General features: G+C 39.8%; 18 protein-coding genes, 1 tRNA gene and 1 pseudogene. 16 read left to right on the top strand and 4 right to left on the bottom strand.

The window, feature by feature from the left end; genetic code table 11:
• Positions 1 to 78: 78 nt before the first annotated feature.
• Positions 79 to 963, bottom strand: coding sequence for a hypothetical protein (locus DSM08_RS12635; protein ID WP_149526500.1), 885 nt, complete (start codon positions 961 to 963; stop codon positions 79 to 81).
• A gap of 437 nt (positions 964 to 1,400) precedes the next feature.
• Here DSM08_RS12635 and DSM08_RS12630 point away from each other — a divergent pair, with 437 nt between their 5' ends.
• The 4 genes from DSM08_RS12630 to DSM08_RS12615 all read left to right on the top strand — a co-directional run bounded on the left by DSM08_RS12630 (position 1,401) and on the right by DSM08_RS12615 (position 5,916).
• Positions 1,401 to 2,852 carry a recombinase family protein gene (locus DSM08_RS12630; protein ID WP_149526499.1) on the top strand — a complete coding sequence of 484 codons (1,452 nt, stop codon included), beginning with the start codon at positions 1,401 to 1,403 and terminating at the stop codon, positions 2,850 to 2,852.
• Between the two features lie 20 nt (positions 2,853 to 2,872).
• Positions 2,873 to 3,037 (top strand): PTS sugar transporter subunit IIBC, encoded by a 165-nt coding sequence (locus tag DSM08_RS12625; protein ID WP_149526498.1) that lies wholly within the window; start codon positions 2,873 to 2,875, stop codon positions 3,035 to 3,037.
• Between the two features lie 490 nt (positions 3,038 to 3,527).
• Entirely contained in the window at positions 3,528 to 5,165 is a 1,638-nt protein-coding gene (locus DSM08_RS12620) for a sensor histidine kinase (RefSeq protein ID WP_149526497.1), read from the top strand.
• Between the two features lie 4 nt (positions 5,166 to 5,169).
• Entirely contained in the window at positions 5,170 to 5,916 is a 747-nt protein-coding gene (locus DSM08_RS12615) for a LytR/AlgR family response regulator transcription factor (protein WP_149526496.1), read from the top strand.
• A 62-nt stretch (positions 5,917 to 5,978) separates the two neighbouring features.
• Here the strand turns inward: DSM08_RS12615 and DSM08_RS12610 are convergent.
• Positions 5,979 to 6,051 (bottom strand) — tRNA-Lys (locus DSM08_RS12610).
• 245 nt (positions 6,052 to 6,296) lie between these two features.
• Entirely contained in the window at positions 6,297 to 7,151 is an 855-nt protein-coding gene (gene prmC, locus DSM08_RS12605) for a peptide chain release factor N(5)-glutamine methyltransferase (protein ID WP_149526495.1), read from the bottom strand.
• 65 nt (positions 7,152 to 7,216) lie between these two features.
• Here prmC and ribD point away from each other — a divergent pair, with 65 nt between their 5' ends.
• Positions 7,217 to 8,269 carry a bifunctional diaminohydroxyphosphoribosylaminopyrimidine deaminase/5-amino-6-(5-phosphoribosylamino)uracil reductase RibD gene (gene ribD / locus DSM08_RS12600; protein WP_317131775.1) on the top strand — a complete coding sequence of 351 codons (1,053 nt, stop codon included), beginning with the start codon at positions 7,217 to 7,219 and terminating at the stop codon, positions 8,267 to 8,269.
• Positions 8,270 to 8,364: 95 nt separating this feature from the next.
• Positions 8,365 to 9,600: pseudogene (locus tag DSM08_RS12595) on the top strand (DUF2851 family protein); the annotation flags it as partial.
• Here DSM08_RS12595 and DSM08_RS12590 read toward each other — a convergent pair.
• Entirely contained in the window at positions 9,597 to 10,247 is a 651-nt protein-coding gene (locus DSM08_RS12590; RefSeq protein WP_149526493.1) for an ankyrin repeat domain-containing protein, read from the bottom strand. The pseudogene DSM08_RS12595 and the gene DSM08_RS12590 sit on opposite strands and share 4 nt — an antisense overlap.
• A 681-nt stretch (positions 10,248 to 10,928) precedes the next feature.
• Between DSM08_RS12590 and DSM08_RS12585 the strand changes: the two genes are divergently transcribed.
• The 10 genes from DSM08_RS12585 to DSM08_RS12540 all read left to right on the top strand — a co-directional run bounded on the left by DSM08_RS12585 (position 10,929) and on the right by DSM08_RS12540 (position 20,360).
• Positions 10,929 to 11,996: a substrate-binding domain-containing protein gene (locus DSM08_RS12585; protein WP_149526492.1), complete on the top strand. Its 1,068-nt coding sequence runs from the start codon at positions 10,929 to 10,931 to the stop codon at positions 11,994 to 11,996.
• Between the two features lie 159 nt (positions 11,997 to 12,155).
• Positions 12,156 to 12,722 (top strand): UbiX family flavin prenyltransferase, encoded by a 567-nt coding sequence (locus tag DSM08_RS12580; RefSeq protein WP_149526491.1) that lies wholly within the window; start codon positions 12,156 to 12,158, stop codon positions 12,720 to 12,722.
• Between the two features lie 272 nt (positions 12,723 to 12,994).
• Positions 12,995 to 14,263: a dihydroorotase gene (locus DSM08_RS12575; protein ID WP_149526490.1), complete on the top strand. Its 1,269-nt coding sequence runs from the start codon at positions 12,995 to 12,997 to the stop codon at positions 14,261 to 14,263.
• A gap of 1 nt (position 14,264) precedes the next feature.
• Positions 14,265 to 14,933, top strand: coding sequence for a hypothetical protein (locus DSM08_RS12570; protein ID WP_149526489.1), 669 nt, complete (start codon positions 14,265 to 14,267; stop codon positions 14,931 to 14,933).
• A complete protein-coding gene (locus DSM08_RS12565) occupies positions 14,933 to 15,553 on the top strand; it encodes a DUF4199 domain-containing protein (RefSeq protein WP_149526488.1) in 621 nt (206 codons plus the stop codon). Before DSM08_RS12570 ends, DSM08_RS12565 begins: the two co-directional genes overlap by 1 nt.
• 64 nt (positions 15,554 to 15,617) lie before the next feature.
• Entirely contained in the window at positions 15,618 to 16,568 is a 951-nt protein-coding gene (locus tag DSM08_RS12560) for a glycosyltransferase family 2 protein (protein WP_149526487.1), read from the top strand.
• Between the two features lies 1 nt (position 16,569).
• Entirely contained in the window at positions 16,570 to 17,586 is a 1,017-nt protein-coding gene (locus DSM08_RS12555) for a glycosyltransferase (RefSeq protein WP_149526486.1), read from the top strand.
• Positions 17,587 to 17,617: 31 nt separating this feature from the next.
• On the top strand, positions 17,618 to 17,890 hold the full coding sequence (locus DSM08_RS12550; RefSeq protein ID WP_149526485.1) for a hypothetical protein: 273 nt from the start codon (positions 17,618 to 17,620) through the stop codon (positions 17,888 to 17,890).
• Positions 17,887 to 18,657: an MBL fold metallo-hydrolase gene (locus tag DSM08_RS12545; RefSeq protein ID WP_149526484.1), complete on the top strand. Its 771-nt coding sequence runs from the start codon at positions 17,887 to 17,889 to the stop codon at positions 18,655 to 18,657. Before DSM08_RS12550 ends, DSM08_RS12545 begins: the two co-directional genes overlap by 4 nt.
• A 470-nt stretch (positions 18,658 to 19,127) precedes the next feature.
• Positions 19,128 to 20,360 (top strand): IS256 family transposase, encoded by a 1,233-nt coding sequence (locus DSM08_RS12540; RefSeq protein ID WP_149526483.1) that lies wholly within the window; start codon positions 19,128 to 19,130, stop codon positions 20,358 to 20,360.
• Positions 20,361 to 20,570: the final 210 nt, after the last annotated feature.

Here is a 20,570-nt window from a genome sequence, read left to right as displayed (position 1 = left end):
TGAAACTGTGAGATACTAAAATAGCTAAAAAATATTTAGAAATGAGCTGTAAATCAATCTATTTCTGTGAGTAGCTATCTATTTTGAAGTAGCTTTGAGTTTTTGGGCATTGCTAATCTGAAAAACTGCAGCTTTCAAAACCTGCCAACTAATACCTGCAGTATGTTTGTCAGGATTGAAACCAGAATTCATTTGTTCATAGGGATGTATGTAGTTCCTAAAGTCTCGCAACGAGTGACTGAATTTTTTCACGTCCTGTTTCAAGAAGCCGGTCTCACAGGCTACATCTATCAAATTGTTTAATGACCATGCAGGAAATGGTTTTGGTTTGTTCGACTCATGGTCTTTGGGTGTTGTCACAGCTGTATTAAAAGTTCTGGGATGTTGTATTGCTAGACCGAGCAGGATGCCCTCGAGTGTGCTGCCACACATGAATATTACCGATAACGGACTATTTGCCAGCATACACTTTTTAATTTCTGCTATTCGAAGTTCTAAAACAACAGTAACCGATGCATCCAGTCCGATTGCGGCTATAGAGACCTCATTAAAATCCTTGTTTAAAAAGTCGTCCTCAGAATCTAGGTTTGTTGATTTTGTACTTGTAAAAGTGATTTTATCTGCTGGAGCAAAATTTATTTCTGTACCCTGCCTTACAACTTTCCATTTATCGAAAGCAAGGTATTCATTGAATGCGGAAATGTGTATGTCTAATTCATCGAACCGACCAATAAAGTTGATAGGCGCAAAAAGTTTTTTAATGCACTTATCAATTTCCGGAGTGCCATTTATTTTCGATAACCGGTCATCTGTATATGCCCATCTAGAAGGAAAACCGTCACCATAGGAATCATTAAACCCCAGTTCGTTGAAAAATGAAACCAGTTTTGGACCTTTACGATATTCCGTTTCCTCATTTATAAGCAGTCTGAGTTTCTCTAAAGTTTTTGATTGCAGTATCATTTAAATATTTCATTTGTTTTTGGTTTGACGGTAAAGTTATTTTTTAGGCAAAAAAAATAAGTTCATATTCATAGCGATATTAAGAATATTTAAATTTAAATATTGGTTTTTTTCACTAATTAGTGTTATTATTCATGCAAATATACTAAAAGTTTAAGCCTCTTAGATTACGGAAAACCGTATTTGAAATGTGATTTTCATGGTTATCAATGCATATAATCAACTTCCGGATAATATGCATGTGCCATTTTGAAATAGTAATGTCAACAGCGATCCTCTACATTCATGTAAACACGACGAACAAACTCGAAAAAGCTACCTATGAATAATTTTAAACTTGAGGACTGATTAAATTATTTCATTATTAATTGATTTCCAAATCTTTGAAAGTCTCAAAGAAATAATAATCTTGTGGCTAAATCATAGACATTATCCAAATGAAAACTGCTTACCTATATATCCGTGTCAGTACGGACGAGCAAAAAAGAAAAGGATATTCTTTGCCGGAACAGGAAGATCGACTACTAAAATATTGCCGGTATAACAATATAGAAGTCAAGGGGGTTTATCGTGAAGACTTCTCCGCCAAGAATTTCAACCGACCTGAATGGAAAAAACTATTTTTAACTGTCAAAAGTAAACCAAAAGAGGACCAAAACATATTATTCATCAAATGGGACAGGTTTAGCCGAAATGTTGAATATGCCTATGAGATGATAGGTATGCTTCGAAAATACAGAACGACAGCTATGGCGATTGACCAACCCATAGACTTTTCCGTACCGGAAAGTACGGTCATGCTTGCCGTTTATCTATCTGTACTGGAAGCGGAAAACAGTAGACGGGCAATGAATACGGCAAACGGCATCCGTCGGGCAAAACAGATGGGTAGATATCCGAGCAAAGCTCCTTTGGGCTTTATTAATCTGACAACAGTAGATGGCAAGAAAATCATTACACCAAATCAACCCGAGGCAGGTATCATAAGGTGGGTCTTTCTCCAACTTGCCAAGAATATCCATAGGATTGAGGAAGTTCGAAAGATGGCTGCCGGTAGAGGGTTGAAATGTTCCCGTTCGTACTTTTTCCGCCTTATACGCAATCCTGCATACTGTGGTCTTATCCCAATTAAATCTGAATCAGAGGGAGGGTACATGGTAAAGGGAATCCATGAACCATTGATTTCCGAAGCACTGTTTTATGAGGTTCAGAAGATAATCAACACAAAGAGAAGGATTACTTCCCAAAAGGACGATTTGAAGGCAACGTTTTATCTAAGGGGAATTTTAGAGTGCCCGATCTGTCATAAAAAGCTCAGTGGAAGCTTTTCCCGAGGTTCAACCAAAAGATATCCATATTACCATTGTCAAAAAAGATGCAAGACAAGAATCAATGCACTCTTTCTGAACGAGTGCTATGAACGTAAACTTGGGCAACTGGCACTTTCATCCGGAGCGATGGATTTATTCAAGAGCATCTTGGAAGATTGGAACACAGGTACGATAAAGGCAATGTATTCACAGCATCGAAATATAGTTGTTAGAAAACTGATTGAACAGGAATCGACACTTTCCCAAGCCCGAAAGCTATTTGTAGCTGATGTGCTAAAATCCGATGATTACAATGCGGTAAAAAGAGAATGCCATGTCAATTCCAAATGTCTGAAAAGGGAACTGAACGATATCAATATTAAATTAGAGGGTATCGGTAAACAAAGCCTGTTGGATAACCGTTCCTTTGTCCGTATTCTTAAACGATTTCCGAGCTTAGACACAGCGGACAAAAAGCACCTTGTCAGCCTTATTGCTCCGCTTCATATTAATTTCCAGACAGGAGATATGTCTTTAGAATTGCATGGCGGATTATCAAAAATATTATCGATAAAATGACAATCAAAAAAACAATGAATATGAATTTTACAGATAAAAAGGTTTCAATTAGACGGGCAATTGCGATATTAGCAAAAAATGGTATTCAAGTTGACGATGATGAGGCTACGGTTATAGTAGACTTCCTTTATCTCATGGCAAAAAATCATAAAAAAGACGAGAAAGAAAAGATACCGAAACCTTAAAGAGAAATCGAACTTTAGAAAAAAGGGGATAACCATGTCTTAAAGCAAGTTTTTTAGGGAATCTTCGGATCAGCTTGAAAATTTCAGTCGCGAAAATCGAACTATAATTGACCGGACTATAACGGTTTGGGTTACAGGATTTTATTGGTATAAAAAAAGGAGACAACCCTTACTTGGTGTCTCCTTAAGTGACCCACTGGTACAGAACTCGAACTCTTTTTTGGAAGATTTAAGAAGATTAAACCAACTGAAAGATAGTACATTTCAAAACGATATGCATAGTCAGAAAATAAAAAGGTAATATTAGACATAATCCCATTTACACTCGCCCCCACCATGGACTAGTATCCAACAATAGGATGTTCTCGTTTGCAATATTCAAATACTGCACAAAATACTACATTTACTAATTCAAACATTGCCGTTGCTGTTTTATGGTTTTAGTTTTGCTGTTATTGTGACAAGTTTGATGAAAATTAAACTCAACGCCATGAAAAAGATCATCTTTACATTACTCAGTTTCATTATCACGCTATCAACAGTAGATGCACAGAAAGGAATCAACTTTTATCACAACTACGCTGCGGGAGGAAGACTACTCATGAACGTAGACAGTTCAGCAAAAAATGTCTATTATGCCAATATATTTCCGAACCAACCCAATACCTATTTTAGTTATTTGCCGGAAGTCAACCATGTAAGTGTCCAGATTTATCTTAGACAGACAGATAGCGTACAGCACTATCGGTACACTATCTTGGAGGATAATAAACCGATCGTGGTAAATAAGTCGATCAATCAAGACGAATTAAAAGATGTCGTCAGGAAAGACGATGAATGGCAAGACGAAATATTCCGTTCTACAACACTTGGTGTTTTTCCTATAAAGGACAAAACTTTTACAATATTGGTCTACAGTATCGAAAGACCTCTTATTATCGATAAATCTGTTTTTTATGGGAAGCCTATTCCAAGAGCGAAAATCAAACTTCTTGCAAAACGCTTTGCAACAGACAAAGGTGTTGACTACGCCCGTATACTAGCGCCAAAAGATAGCACAAACCTTACTTTCAATGAAAAAGACGATGAACTGACTATTGTAAAAGACAAATCAGATATTGATTATCTCTACGGTATCTCCATAAAAGACAAGCGAACAAACAGCATAGTTTTCGAATCAACAGCTTGGCAATACGGTGGATATATGGATGATATTGATGGGTATGACGTTCATTTACCTTATGTGAAGATGGATAAAAGTGTTTTCAAAAAATCAGGAGATTATGAAATTACCATTCAGCCATTGATTCGATGGGATAGATACCTTGATTACGATATTTCTCCAAAAGAAATAGAAAATTACGCAACCCGGCATACGCTTTCCATTACCTTGGACAAGCAAAGCTATACATCAGGAGAGTTAGGGAAATACATTGGCATTACTTGCGCCCTATTAGGTACTATAGCAGGCTTGATAATGGTTTACATCAAACGAAGAAGCAAAAAATTATTGGCAGAAAAAGAGGCGCAAAAGAACATCGCAAAGCTTCAACTTAACTCCATTCGTTCCCAATTAAACCCTCACTTTCTGTTTAATGCGCTCTCCGGCATCCAAAATTTGATGAACAAAAACGAAACAGACAATGCGAATAAATACCTTGCTAAATTTGCCCGGTTAACGCGCAACGTGCTTGATAACAAAGAACTGGTTAGTTTGTCACAAGAAAAAACTTTACTGGACGATTACCTGCAAATGGAGCAATTGCGGTTCGGCTTTACCTACGAAATTAATCACTCCGAAGACTTAGATTTAGCTAACATGGAAATACCAAGTATGCTGTTACAGCCTTTTGTAGAAAATGCGGTGAAACACGGCATATCGCAAAAAGCTACTGCTGGAAAAATTATCATTGAATTTATTAAGCAAGCAAATGATCTGGTCTTGACTATTACCGATAATGGAAATGGATTTGACACAGGGAAAAAGAATAATGGTTTAGGTCTTCAATTAAGTGACAGTAGAATAGCGCTATTAAATCGAATTTATAAAGAAAATCGCTTTACCTTAGCTATACAATCAACTACTAACGGGACTAACATAAGCTTAATATTAACCGATTGGCTATAATATAATGAGAGCAGTTTTAATAGATGACGAAATTTCCAACGTAGAAAACCTGTCGACTTTGTTAGAAAAGCACTGTCCGCAGGTAACTATAATCGCAACGGCACGAAATGTAAGTGATGCGGTTGACGCGATTGAAAAATATTTGCCGGATTTAGTGTTTCTGGATATTCAAATGGGCGAGCAAACAGGTTTTGATGTGCTAAAACTACTTCCAACGCGTAATTTCGAAGTTATTTTTGTTACCGCTTACGACCAATACGGAATACAAGCTGTAAAATTTGCCGCTTTAGATTATCTTTTAAAACCTATTGATATTGAGGAATTGGTGAATGCGGTAAATAAAGCCGGATATAAATTGGCAAAACAAATACAAACTTCGCAGCTCGATTTTTTACTGCAACAAATAAAAATACCTGAAACGAACATTAGTAAGATTGCCCTACAAATGCAAAGCGAAATAAGGTATGTTGCTTTATCAGAAATTGTACGTTGCGAAGCAGATAATACGTATACTCACTTTTTCCTTTCGAGCGGTGAAAAAATATTGGTTTCTAAATCACTTAAGGAATATGCCGATTTACTGTGTCCCAGCGGATTTTTAAGAACTCACCAAAGCCATTTAGTCAATCCAAAATACGTAAAAAGCTGGTTAAAAGAGGACGGTGGTATGCTACTTTTAATATCTGGAGAAAAAATACCGATTTCTAAGCCCAACAAGGAGACCGTAAAGCAAGCCTTGCAACAGCTCTAAGTAATAAAACTTAAATTGGAACTAACAAAAAAAGCCCGATCTTTCGATTGAGCTTTTTTCTGTGATCCCGCTGGGATTCGAACCCAGGACCCATACATTAAAAGTGTATTGCTCTACCAGCTGAGCTACGGAATCTTGTACTTTTGTAGTACCCTTCGTTGTTTGAAGTGATGCAAAGGTAGAAAAATCATCCATACACACCAAATCTTTTGTTAAAAAAAGCGACTCTAATTTTTAACTCGTTGTTTTTCAGTTTGAAAAAATAGTCCAATCTTTTGTTGTTTCGAGAGCTTACTGTTTTTTTTCGAATGAAGTTTGATGGAACGAGGCATAATTGAATCGATTTCCATGTATACATTTAAACTCCTTGTACTAAAGCGCTATAAAGCGGCTTTCAACATTCTAGGAACATTGTTTATATCGCTGTAGATTTCTGCCGTGGAGAAGCCTTTTTTTAGCATTAGCGCTTTTGTTTCCTCAGCGAGGTATTGATTAATCTCGAAATAAAGAGTTCCATCAGGTGCGAGGTGGGATAGCGCAAAATCGGCAATATAGTCATAGAAGAGGAGCGGGGCTTCCTCAGGGACAAATAAAGCTGTGTGTGGCTCATGTTGTAAAACATTTTGATGCATATCGCGCATCTCGGACTGCGTGATATAAGGCGGATTGCTGACGATAATGTCGAACTTTCCCTCTCCAAAAGACAATTCCCACTCTAGGATGTCCAAACAACGGAAATCAATCTTTGCTTCCAATCGCTGTGCATTTTCACGTGCAATTTCCAGCGCCTTGCTAGAAACATCGAGTGCAGTCGTTGTAGCGTTGGATAAATGTTTCTGAAGGCTGATGGCTATGCATCCAGTACCCGTTCCGATATCGACAACTTTTAAATTTTTCTGGCCCTCATGGTCGGCAAGAATCATTTCGACTAGTTCCTCCGTTTCCGGTCGGGGGATTAGTGTATGTTGATTGACCTTAAAATCCATATTGTAAAAAGGAGCGTGGCCAAAGATATGTTGTATGGGTTTCCCTGCTTGTAATGTTTGCAGTATGTCATATAATGCATTCAGCACTTCTTTATCGAGGGCAGTTTGAAGTTGTATATTTTGCTGCATTCGATTCCAACCCGTGACTGCTTCGACAGCGATCTGAGACAAGGTTTTAGCTTCTTCTGGGTCATAGATTTCGCCAAGTTTTTCAACAAATTCTTGACGAATTTTCAATAAGGTTACCATTTTACAAACCTACAAAAATCAATAGTAAACTGTGTTTTTAACGATATAATTAATAGTTTTGCGCTATGATGAGTGATCAAGATTACATGCAGCGCTGTTTGGATTTGGCGGTATTAGGAGGAGGGACAACAAGCCCGAATCCTATGGTTGGGGCAGTAATTGTATTTCAAGATCAAATCATCGGTGAGGGTTTCACTTCTCCCTATGGTGGAGCTCATGCGGAAGTAAATGCGGTTAATCAAGCGATTGAGCGGTATGGCGAAACACAGGCGAAGGCGATGTTTAGAGAGGCAACGATTTATGTGAGTTTGGAGCCTTGCGCCCATTTTGGGAAAACACCTCCCTGCGCAGATCTTCTTGTTAATATGGGCTTTCAGAAAGCTGTTATCGCATGTTTAGACCCTTTTGCCAAAGTTAATGGCGCAGGTTTAAAAAAACTTCAAGATGCTGGAATGGAGACCGAGGTTGGACTGCTGGAAAAGCAAGCAAAATGGATAAACCGTCGATTTTTTACAAAATTGGAGAAATCACGTCCTTATATCATTTTAAAATGGGCACAAACGGCTGATGGTTTTTTTGCGCCGCTTGAAGACGCACAGAAATGGATATCGAATATTGCGAGCAAGCAGTTGGTTCACAAATGGCGAGCCGAAGAGGATGCTATCCTGGTTGGTAAGAATACGGCGATTCTTGATAATCCAAGTCTCACAGTCCGTGATTGGAAAGGAACGAATCCCAAGCGAATATTGATAGATAAAAATTTAGCCGTTCCTCAGGATTTTGCTATTTTGAATGATCAGGCGGAGACCATCGTGTTCAATGCCGTAAAGACAGAGTGGCAAGGGCATCTTAAATTTGTGGAGCTCGAGAATTTCGATCTTTATTTGCCTCAACAGATCCTTTACCAATTATATTTGATGGATGTGCAGTCAATCATCATCGAAGGCGGCAAGAAAACCTTAGATATGTTTATAGATGCGGGTTTGTGGGACGAAGCCCGAATTTTCCGATCTGCAGAAACGTGGTCCGATGGTATCCCAGCCCCACATATCGAAGGTGAAGAATGGAACCTGGTAAAAGTAGGTTCCGATAGTTTTCAAACCTTAATTCATTCCTAATAATTTTTTGCATTTAAGTTAATAATTGTTCTTTATGTTCGGATGTGCGCATTTCCGAAGATATCTTGCAATTTATTTGACGTTTTAGATTATTTCGCCAGATACCCTTGTTTACTAAGGCGGGGCTACCAATCCGAATTTTGCATCCCGGAGACTGGAATCAAGATGCAGGTCCCGATTTTCAAAGCGCATTGCTTTTCATAGAGGATATCTATATCTGCGGAAATGTAGAAGTGCATGTGTCTGCAAAGGATTGGATTATTCACGGACATCACCAAAACCCAGCTTATAATTCGGTGGTGTTACACGTGATATGGGAGGGAGAGGAGCCCTGTTATTTAGCAGATGGTTCGCTGCTGCCTAGTTTGAATCTTAGAGAGTTAATCGAGCCGGATATCGTTTGGAAAGCAAATAACTTGTTGCAGAATATAAATCCTATTCCCTGCGCATATGACATTAAGAATGTGCCGATGCATATTAAGGTGCAGGTGCTGCAACGCACTGTTGTAGAGCGCCTAGAAACCCGCTACGAACAAGTCAAAATCCTTCTGAACGAAACTCAAGGCGATTGGGAAAGAGTGACTTTGATTCTGATAGCATCTGCATTTGGGATGAAGGTAAACAAAGAGCAATTTATGGCGCAGAGTAGGATTTTGAACTTAAAGCTGCTGAAAAAATTTGCTCATAAACCTCAACAAATTCATGCATTGTTCTTCGGACAAGCCGGTTTGCTACAAAAGGTGCCAGGTAGAGAAAGCTATGTGCAGGAGCTGCAAAAGGAATACGCATATATTGAAAAGCTCCATGGATTGGATAGTCTATCACCTTATCAATGGAAGTTCATGCGGATGCGCCCTGCAAATTTCCAGACTTTCAAACTTGCGCAGCTTGCTTCTCTTTATACACATCAATCCTCGTGGTTCTCTTGGATAACTACAACCGAATCCTTGGAGGAGATTCGATATTTTGTAGATAATTTAGAGATTCCAGCATTCTGGTCGAATCATTATCATTTTGAAAAGGAATCCGTAGGGCATAGCACAGCAATATCCAAAGATTTCTTCCATCTGCTGGTGATTAATAGCTTTTCTCTGATATTGTTTTCCTATGGGAAATATATGGGCGATGGCTACCTAGCAAATCGTGCGTTAGAATGGTTAGAGCAGGTTCCTGTAGAGATCAATAAACTGGTGCGTCCTTATAAGAGCTTAGGGTTACCTTTGGAATCTGCATTGGATAGTCAGGCGGTGCTGCAGTTGTGGAGTGCCTATTGCGAAAAGAAGCGCTGTTTACACTGCGGCATTGGCGCTTCAATCATTAATCGTATTTAGCTCTTTAATATTTCGGCTATATCATGAAAACCTTTTTCGGCAGCAAGGTCGGATGCGGTTTGACCAAATTCGTTTCTAACGCTGATATCTGCCCCATGTTCAAGCAAAATAATAATCAAATCAATGTTGCCCTGCTGCGCAGCAAGATGCATTGGTGTGATATGTGAAGATTGAACTACATTTACTTCCGCACCTGCTTCAATCAACATCTTTACGATATTATCTTGCTGTGCGCTCAATGCTGCATGAATTGGATAGACTTGATACCCATTCTTAGAAGCCGCGTTTGGGTTCGCGTGGCTACGCAGTAACATCCTGACGATCTCCTCTTGTCCAAAATGAGCTGCTATCCCGATTGGATAGAAACCATGAGAGGAAACTTCGTTGATGACATCTGGTTTTTGTTCCAACATAAATCGCACCTGCTCGCTGAGTCCTGCTGCGCATGCTTCATGTATGGTAATGCTGGATAAGTATTTGAGCATAACCTGAACAATCTGCGTTTTATTATAATAGCAAGCCAAGAGCAAGGGTGATATTTCGTGGCTCGTACTTTCTTTTAATAAATCTGGGTTTTTACTCAACAAAAGATTCAAGTCTTGATGGTTCCCCGTTTCAATATATTCCTCTAAAACTGTCAAACTCATATCGGGCATTTTATATTACGAAATAAATAAAAAAAAGTTAAATTAGCGTTATTAAAGCCATTCTTCTATTACTTTGGTATTTTTCTTAATGTTATTTTTCCTTATTGTATACAAATCTTTTTTAACGTTTACGAACACTATTTAAATTTTGTAGATAAATAGCTACAAGTAGTGTTTTTTATTAAGCAACCCTATATATATTTATCACGAAATAACTACTTTTGTAATGCCCTCCCCAAGGGCATGTTTTTCATAGGTAGATGTAGGGTCGAATATATTCTTTATTCGACCCTTTTTTTATGACTAATGTTGAGTTAATACCGCCTTATCTTAGAATAAAGCAATATTTTAGTAAAGTTTCGATTATCATAAGGATTGCAAAAGAGCATTGTAATTTTCGTTGTAATAAGTGTTTACAGCTAATAATTTGCTAATTCTCGAATATGCTCCGTTTGTAATTCAAGTGAAATTATTTAATCGTTTCGTGTTTTATTGTTAATTATTACGACTGTAACGGGAAATTATGGGAAGATGCGGCGATTTTAAAAGGAATTTTGGACTTAATGCACAAGATGATATATTTGGATAATCAGGTTTCTATAGGTTTCGAATTCTGAAAAGAAAAGTATAGGCGAATTCGTGACTGGAAAACCATTTCAATTTTTAAAAAAATAACTACTCATGGCAGGCGAGCTAAATAAGAAACATTTCGGTATTAAAGATATAGCTAAGTTGGCGAATGTTTCGATTGCGACGGTCGATCGTGTTCTTAATAATCGAAAAGACGTTTCCGAAACAACTCGGCAACGTGTTTTGGCGATTATTAAAGAGCATAACTATCAGCCTAATCTTTTTGCTCGAAGCCTTTCTGTAAAAAATAATATTCACGTTGCGGTTATTATTCCCAAGACTTCATTCCAGACCGGTTATTGGGCGCTTTGCTTAGAGGGGATTAATAAAGGCAAAGAAGAGTTACAGCCTTTTGGAATCATAACAACAATATTTTTATACGATCAAGAGGATGTGACAACTTTTAGAAAAGAAACTGAGGAGCTCCTCTCGGAGAATTTTACGGCCGTTGTTATTGCTCCAATCTTTGTCAAAGAGACGGAAGAGTTTGTGCAGGTCTGCCATCAACGACGAATGCAAACCATTTATATTAACTCCGATATACCGACGAAATCTACACTTGGCTATATTGGTCCGGATCTTTATAGCACAGGACGGTTGGCAGGTAATTTAACTTCTTATTTGGTGAAACCAAAGTCGAGTATCCTAGTGTTAAATGTGGCTAAGGGTATTGAGAACTATCGTTATTTGGATACCAAGATTGATGGTTTTAAAGAGTATCTCCTAAGCTATGATCCTTCAATCAATATCGATATCGTTGATATCCCATATAATGAATACGAAGAAGTAGAATTGGAACTGAAAATCAACATTAAGAAGTATGACCCTGATTTGATTTTCTTTACAAATTCGCGCGTTGCGTTTCTTGGGCGTTTCTACGCTGATCACCCCGATCTGAAAAAGCCACCCATTATCGGATTCGACTTCTTATCGTCAAACGTCGAATATCTCGCGGATGGAATCGTCGATTTCCTGATCTGCCAACGTCCGGATAAGCAGGGGTATTTTGCGCTGAATTACCTTTATCGATACTTTCTAAAGAAGGAAAATTTTGAAGGTTATAAGCCCATGCCTATCGATATTCTCACTAAAGAGAACTATTTGTTCTACGAAAATTAAGTGCAGCTTTTCTCATCGTGTTCAATTAAATCCAGCTTCGATAGATCAATTTACTTCTTGCTTCAAGATAACTGTTGATAGCATTTAGCTCATATCTACACCTTCCAATCTCACCCCACCTCATAAGCAAATCAAGAAAGTTTTTCCTAGCTTTGTGCTATGGCGAAAAAGAAGAAGATTGTCGTTGCAATTACGGGAGCAAGTGGTTCCATCTATGCAAAAGTACTGTTGGATAAATTAGTGGCTCTGCAAGATCAAATCGCCGAAGTCGGCATTGTGATGTCCGACAATGCGAAAGACGTGTGGAAGTTTGAGCTCGACGATCAATCCTTCAATAACTATCCCTTCAAATTCTACCAGAAGAACGATTTCATGGCGCCTTTTGCATCGGGATCTGCCAAGTTCGATAGCATGGTCGTCGTACCTTGTTCCATGGGAACAATGGCTAGAATTGCTCAGGGAACTTCTTCCGATCTAACGACTCGCGCAGCAGACGTTATTCTAAAAGAGCGTCGCAAATTAATCCTAGTCACACGAGAGACGCCATTAAACCTTATACATATCCAGAATATGCAATTGGCAACCCAAGCTGGTGCAATAATCTGTCCGGCATCACCATCGTTCTATAGCCGCCCGGCGACCTTTGAGGAGCTTGCTGCAACGGTAATAGACCGCGTGCTCGATATGATTGGATTAGACCTCGATACCTTTCGCTGGGGCGAATAAAGACGGCTCCACCGAACGACGAATAATCTAATTTTTGCGGGATAAAGGGTAAATTCTTCATGCAATCCCAAAAACTATTACCAATCTATTGGAATGATTTTGTACTTTTGTTTTTTAATGAAACAGCTGTACCCGTCTTCGCTAAACACAGTTTCCTGTATGCAGAAGGTTTTTGAAAATGCTCATTGGAAAAGATCGATCTGTGGGGTTATTGCTTTCATACCTAATAATACTAAACTTACTTCGCAAACTTTAGATTATCAACATACTTCATGGCTACAATATTAATTACTTCTGCAACATTAGTTTCGGCATCTCATCCTTTGCACCTTACATCTGTGGATGTGCTGGTAAAGAATGGAAAGATTGAAAAGATTGCTAAAAGCATCAAAACAGATGATAAGAAACTGCAGGTGATCGATGCTAAGGATAGCTTCTTAGCGGTAGGATTCTTTGACTTGAATGTGAATTTTGGAGAGCCTGGTTATGAAACCAAAGAAGATATACAAACTGGAACTGCAGCATCTGCTGCGGGAGGTTTTACCGCCGTTGCGGTGCATCCGAATACCAATCCGCCTATCCATAGTCGCTCAGAAGTAGCGTTGATCGTTAATTCGGCAAAAGGTAACATCGTAGATGTATATCCGGTAGGAGCGATCAGTAAAAAGAGAGAAGGGAAAGACCTTGCCGAGCTCTATGACATGCAACAAACAGGCGCCGTGGCATTCTCTGATGGAAACCACAGTGTACAACAAGCCGGCCTTATGGGGCGCGCACTTTTATATGCAAAAGGCTTTAATGGATTGATCATGTCGCATCCGGAAGATGATTCTATCGCTGGTGGAAACCAAATGAATGAGGGCGATGTAAGCACTTATCTAGGGATGAAAGGTATTCCGAATTTAGCGGAGTCTATTATGGTGTCGCGCGATCTCTTCTTAGCTGAATACAATGAAGCGCCTATTCATTTCAGCACAATCTCTACGGAAGAATCTGTTGATTTGATCAAAAAAGCTAAAGCAAAAGGCTTGAAGGTAACCTGTGATGTTGCAGCGCATAGCTTAGTGTTTACCGATGAAGAAGTGAAAGGCTTCGATAGCAACTATAAAGTGAGCCCGCCGTTGCGTACAAAAAAAGACGTCAAGGCTTTATTAAAAGGGTTGAAAGATGGAACAATCGATGCGATTGTTTCCCAACATACACCACACGAGATCGAATTTAAGAACGTTGAATTCCAAATTGCTTACAATGGCATCATTGCCTCGCAAACTGTTTTGCCTCTGCTAATTAAAGCTGGACTAAGCGCCGAAACAATCGTTGAGAAACTTTCTGTCGGTCCGCGTGTTATTTTAAATCTAGAGCAACCAAAGGTCGAAGAAGGGGCAGAAGCGAATTTAGTGTTATTCAGCACTAGCGAAAAATGGACGTTTGACGCCAAAACTAATAAGTCGAAATCTGCAAACAGCCCGCTTTTCGGACAAGAGCTAACGGGAAAAGTGCTTGCGGTTATCAACAATAATCAAACCTTAATCAACGATTAATATGGATAAGAAAGTAAAAAAGGCCTTAGAAGCCAGTATCAATTCATACGCTAAGAGCGAAGGATTAGAAGCGAGTAATGTGCTAGCGGCATTGCTGGATGTATTCGAATCAGATGCACCATTTATGGACAAAGTGGCCAATTTGGATACGGTATTTGATGATGAACAACGTTTTGAAGAACTTCGCGAATACGCATTCGATTTGTTAATGATTAATTTCTTTGCTGCTGATGTCGAGAAATTAGAAGAAGATTACTTAGATTCGGAAGAATGGGAAGCCATTGAAGAGGAAACCATCGATAGAGGGTCGGAGATGTTGAACATCTTATTATATCTTCGCGAGTGTGCAGATGATGATATCGAACCTTCCTTAGAAGACTTCCTGAAAGAATTTTTGTTAGTAGAAGAAGATGAGTTTCAAGATGAATATCGTATCTACGAAAAGCTTATCGCGAATCAGATCTTAATCGAAAGTGATTTTGCGGCAGCAGCTCAAGTAGCTAAAACGCTTACTGAAGAAGAGGAATTATTTGAACTATTCTATCCTATTATTGGTTTCTTTAGTGAGCCAAAGCCTTCAGCAGAGCAATTGGCAGACTATGAGGCCAATGCAGCTAACAAGTCTTTAGATACAGCACTCTACCAATTAATTATAAACTTTAATAAATAATGATGAATCAGACCATTGAAAACACGACAGATGTAAGGAAGAAAGCAATTATTCAAGGCGTTGTCCTTGGTGTAATTTCATTTATCCTATCCATCATTTCCTTATACATCACCGTATCGGCTACATCCCTGTTCACCTCTTCTGCGGCAGCAGGTTTCGTAAATTATGTGGTTTTCCTAATCGTTGCTGTCTTCTTCGTGATCTCGCTGAGAAAAGCTGCGGGAGGATATTGGGATTTCTCTACAGCGTTAAAAAACATCTTTATCATGATGGCCATTACTGCAGTAATTGGCACATTGGGGGTAAGTGTTTGGAATATGGTTAACCCGACTTTGCAGCAGGAAGCAATCGACAACACGATTAATATGACCATCGAAACGATGGAAGCTACAGGTGCTAACGATGAAAATATCGATAATACTATTGAAATGTTGGAACAACAGAGAAATGCTTTAGCGGAGATGTCAATTGGCCAAATCCTTAAAGGCTTAGCGGTTTCCATTTTAATGTACTTTGTATTATCGCTAATCTTTGCAGCGATCTTCAAACGTGAAAGACCAATTTTCCAAAGCCCGGCGCCTTCGGGCGACGCTCATCCTTGGCAAAACGAAAAATCTTAATTAAACGTAACCGTTTATATGCTAAAGGTATCATTGGAAAATGATACCTTTGCTTTTTATTATTATGGATATATCAGTAGTTATACCACTATATAACGAGGAAGAATCTCTTCCAGAATTGGTTGCCTGGATCAAACGGGTCATGGACGAGAACAACTTCTCTTATGAGATCATCATGGTTGATGATGGTAGTAAAGATCGTTCTTGGCAGGTGATTAAATCACTTAAGGCCGAAAATGAACATGTTACAGGTATTCGCTTCCGTAGGAATTACGGAAAGTCGGCAGCATTGAACGTTGGGTTTACCGCGGCTGAAGGTAATGTGGTCATTACGATGGATGCCGATCTACAAGACAGTCCTGATGAAATACCGGAACTTTATGATCGCATCATGAACCAAGATGCTGATTTAGTGTCCGGATGGAAGAAGAAACGTTATGATCCATTGACTAAAACTATTCCGACCAAATTATTCAACTCGGTTACACGGAGCATGTCAGGCATTGACAACTTACACGACTTCAACTGTGGCTTAAAAGCCTATAAGAAGGACGTTGTGAAAAGTATCGAGGTCTACGGCGAGATGCACAGATATATTCCGGTCTTAGCAAAATGGGCTGGGTTTAGTAAAATTCAAGAGCAAGTCGTACAGCACTTCCCTAGAAAATACGGAACAACCAAATTCGGTCCCGGACGCTTTGTCAAGGGCTTCCTCGACCTAATGTCTATTTTCTTTGTTGGGAAGTTTGCCAAACGCCCAATGCACTTCTTTGGACCATTAGGTGTAATCAGCTTTTTACTTGGATTTTTTATCACCATCTATCTTATCGCTGACAAGCTGATGAGTATCGCCAATGGTACTGCTTACAGAAATGTAACCGACCAGCCGATGTTCTTCCTGTCGCTTGTAGCGATTATCCTAGGAACGCAACTCTTCCTCACTGGATTTGTCGCCGAATTGGTAGCAAGGAACGGTTCAGACAGAAATAAATACCATATCGACCAAGTCATCTAACATGTTCTTTTCGATTATAATTCCTCTTTACAATCGTCCTGTTGAGATCAAAGAATTATTAGCGTCTTTGACCGAGCTGGAGTATAAGAATTTTGAGGTCATCATCGTTGAAGATGGTTCCTCAAGACCATCAGAGGATATTGTAACGCGATTTGAAGATACACTGGACGTACATTATTTCTATAAAGAAAATGAAGGTCAGGGCTTCGCCAGAAACTACGGCTTCGAGCGCGCCAAAGGTGATTTTTTCATTGTATTCGACTCAGATATTATTGTTCCGACGGATTACTTTAAGAATGTGCTGATCGGCTTGCAACGCGACAATTGGGATGCCTTTGGTGGTCCTGATGCCGCTCATAAATCCTTCACAGCCATCCAGAAAGCAATCTCTTATTCCATGACGAGTCCATTCACAACGGGCGGTATCCGTGGCAATAAAAAGCATGTAGGGCAGTTCCATCCGCGCAGCTTTAACTTGGGTATCTCGCGCGCTGTTTGGGAGAAGACACAAGGTTTCAAACTCTCCAGACGATCAGAAGATATAGAATTCAGTATCCGAATGATCAATGAAGGGTTTAAGGTCGGCTTGATTCCCGAGGCCTTTGTCTATCATAAACGCCGGGCGAATTTCCAACAATTTTATCGGCAAACCTATAATTTCGGAAAGGGTAGGATTGATATTTGGCAACGCTATCCATCGGAATTAAAACCCGTGCATGCGCTGCCTGCGGTCTTTACTATTGGTGTCTTCGGGCTGATCATGATCAATGCGATCAATCTGCTGACTATGAATGAAATGGCTGTCTTTAACTGGTTGGGATGGATCGGCAACACATTCATGTTTTTATACACGTTGATGCTGTTCTTACATGCCTTATTTGTGTGCAAGAGCCTCAAGGTCGCTTTCCTTGCTGTTATCGCTGCCTATACCCAACTAATCGCTTACGGCTTAGGTTTTTTGACCGAATATTCCAACGTTAAGCTATTTAACAAAAGCAAGAAAAAATTGACGGTTTAACACAGCTTTGTTATATTGTCTATATTAATATATGATTCCACTTACACAAACTAGTTTAGATAAGTTAGAGGTTCTTTTTAGTGATTTAGGCTTCAAATTACGTTATGAGAAGGGATCCTTCCGTACGGGAGCTTGTATCTTACAAACCTCTAAGGTGGTGGTTGTTAACAAGTTTTCCAGTGTGGACATGAAAGTACAATCACTTTTACAGATATTACAAGGTATAGAGGTTGACGAATCGCTGATTAGTGAAAAGCTACAGCCCTTTTATACAAATATTAAAAAGACGATAGAGACGATTTGAGAGTAACATTTTTAGGTACCGGTACTTCGCAGGGTGTGCCCGTTATTGCGTGCCATTGCCCTGTATGTCAATCTACAGATAAAAAGGACAATCGCTTGCGGTCGTCTATCCTCATGGAATATAATGAGCATGCTGTAGTCATTGATACAGGTCCCGATTTCCGCTATCAAATGTTGCGTCAGCATGTGGATCGTTTGGATGCAGTTCTGATGACGCATTCCCATAAAGATCATATTGCCGGTTTGGACGACGTGCGCGCCTACAACTACCAACAGCAGCAGTCTATCCCTATCTATTCCAATAAGGCTACACACGACGCTTTAAGAAAGGAATTCTATTACGCTTTTAGCGAATATAAATATCCGGGAGTGCCTCAATTGGAATTGGAGGAAATAGTAGCCGGTCAAGCCTTTGAACTTTACGGCGCATCCATACTTCCAATTGAAGTTATGCACTTCAAAATGCCCGTTCTCGGTTTTCGTCTTGGCGACTTCGCCTACATTACCGATGCGAAAACCATCTCCGACGAATCCTATGCCTTGCTCGCAGGAGTAAAGGTTTTAGTGCTCAATGCCCTGCAGAAAGATCCGCATATTTCCCATCTCACCTTGGACGAAGCCCTCGATGTCGTTAAGCGCATTGCTCCCGAGCAAACCTATTTAACGCATATCAGCCACCGCTTCGGTAAGCATCAAGATATACAAAAAGATCTGCCCGATGGCGTCTTCGTTGCCTATGATGGCTTAGCGATCGATATCGCTGAATAAAGCAATCCTGATCTTCTTTTTTTAAGTTCTCGCCCTGTTCAGGGGCTAGTTATACCTTGTTTTGAACTAAGGCCTTGCATAACCATTGTAGAGCCCTTTCATAGCCCTTCTGGAGCGGGTTTGATTGGGGTTTGTATTGGGTTTACATTGGGTTTGAAAGGGGTTTGACTAGTAGTTGGTAGTTAGTACTATTTTTGAAGAAAGGAAGGATCACTTGTCTTTGAACCAGGAAAGGAAGGATTTAAGGATTGGCAGGATCGGGTATAGTGACATATGAAGGGATGGATTGTATTTTTTATAGGAGACGTTTAGTGAAACGTCTTTACGCATTGGCGTCCAATTGACTTCTATACAATTTTGAACTATAAAGGCGTTAATCATGACGAACCGCGTAGAGACTGTAACCTGAACTGTGTCAGGGGAATAATTAGATGTAATTCATTATATTCAATTATTCAAACGATACGGTCATGAAAGAAAAGACCCCATTTGACTTTGAACGCTTCAAGGAAGAAGCGCTTCAAGGATTATCCGAAGGCAAGAGCCTATCTCCCAATGACGGCGTTCTGGCGCCCCTGATGAAACATTTATTGGAATCGATGCTTTCGGGCGAGATGGACAACCATCTTGAAGAAGAAAAAGCCTCAGGCAATAGTAATCGTAGGAACGGCAAGACCAAAAAGACGGTCCGGGGTCCGCATACGGGCACCTTCGAGTTGGAGACGAGCCGCGATCGATCTGGAACGTTCGAGCCTAAGATTGTCCCCAAACGCCAATTAATCATTACAGAACAGTTAGAAGGTCATGTTTTGAGTATGTATGCCAAAGGTATGAGCATGCGTGCTATCAGCGATTTCATCCGCGAAATGTATGCTATGGAGATTTCCGCGACAGAGATTTCTCGGATTACCGAAAGCGTCATGCCTGCTGTCAATGAATGGCGAAGTCGCCCCTTAGAAGCTGTTTATCCTTTTGTATTTCTGGACTGCATGCACTATAAGGTTCGTCAGAACGGAACGGTAGAATCAAGAGCCATCTACAATATATTGGGTATAGGTATGGATGGTCGTAAAGACCTGATCGGGCTTTATAGTTCAGAACATGAGGGCGCTAAATTTTGGCTTTCGGTTCTTACGGACCTAAAGCAACGCGGTGTTGAGGATATCCTGATTGCCTGTATTGACGGGCTTAAGGGCTTCCCTGAAGCTATAGAGGCCATATTTCCAAAGACCAGGATCCAGCTCTGTGTTGTTCATCAGATCCGTTCGAGCATACGCTATGTGACAGATAAGGACAAAAGGGAAGTAATAGCCGACATGAAACCAATCTACAGAGCGGTCAATGAAGAAATGGGTTATGAGAACCTGCTGTTGTTCGAGGAAAAATGGGGGAAGAAATATCCTCTAGCAGTTAAGTCATGGCTGGAAAATTGGGTAAATCTTTCCACCTTCTTCGAATATGATCAGCAGATACGAAAGATTATATATACGACTAACCCCATCGAGGGGATGCATCGACAGATCAGAAAGATAACCAAGACAAAGGGAGCTTTCAACTCAGAACAGGCGCTCTTAAAACTGATGTATTTGATCATCAAGGATATTTCCAAAAAATGGACTATGCCCGCACATAACTGGGCACTGACGATATCCCAACTCTACATTAAATTTGGTGATAGAATCAGGCTAGATAAGAGCTTTTAGGTTTAGGTTAATTCCCCATTGACACAGTTCATGTTACACAACCACCGCGTAGAGACGTTTCACTAAACGTCTCCTGAAACACACAATTACGATGTAAATGTCATCATCCCATACTTTACCCGATCCTGCCAATCCTTAAATCCTTTCTTTCCTGGTTCAAAACTAAAAACCATACTCTTATATCTGAAATCTTATACCTAACATCTAGTC

The sequence above is a fragment of the Sphingobacterium hotanense genome, assembly GCF_008274825.1.
GTDB lineage: Bacteria > Bacteroidota > Bacteroidia > Sphingobacteriales > Sphingobacteriaceae > Sphingobacterium > Sphingobacterium hotanense.
Note: the sequence above shows the minus strand (reverse complement) of the source record. Positions and strands in the feature narration are given on the sequence as shown.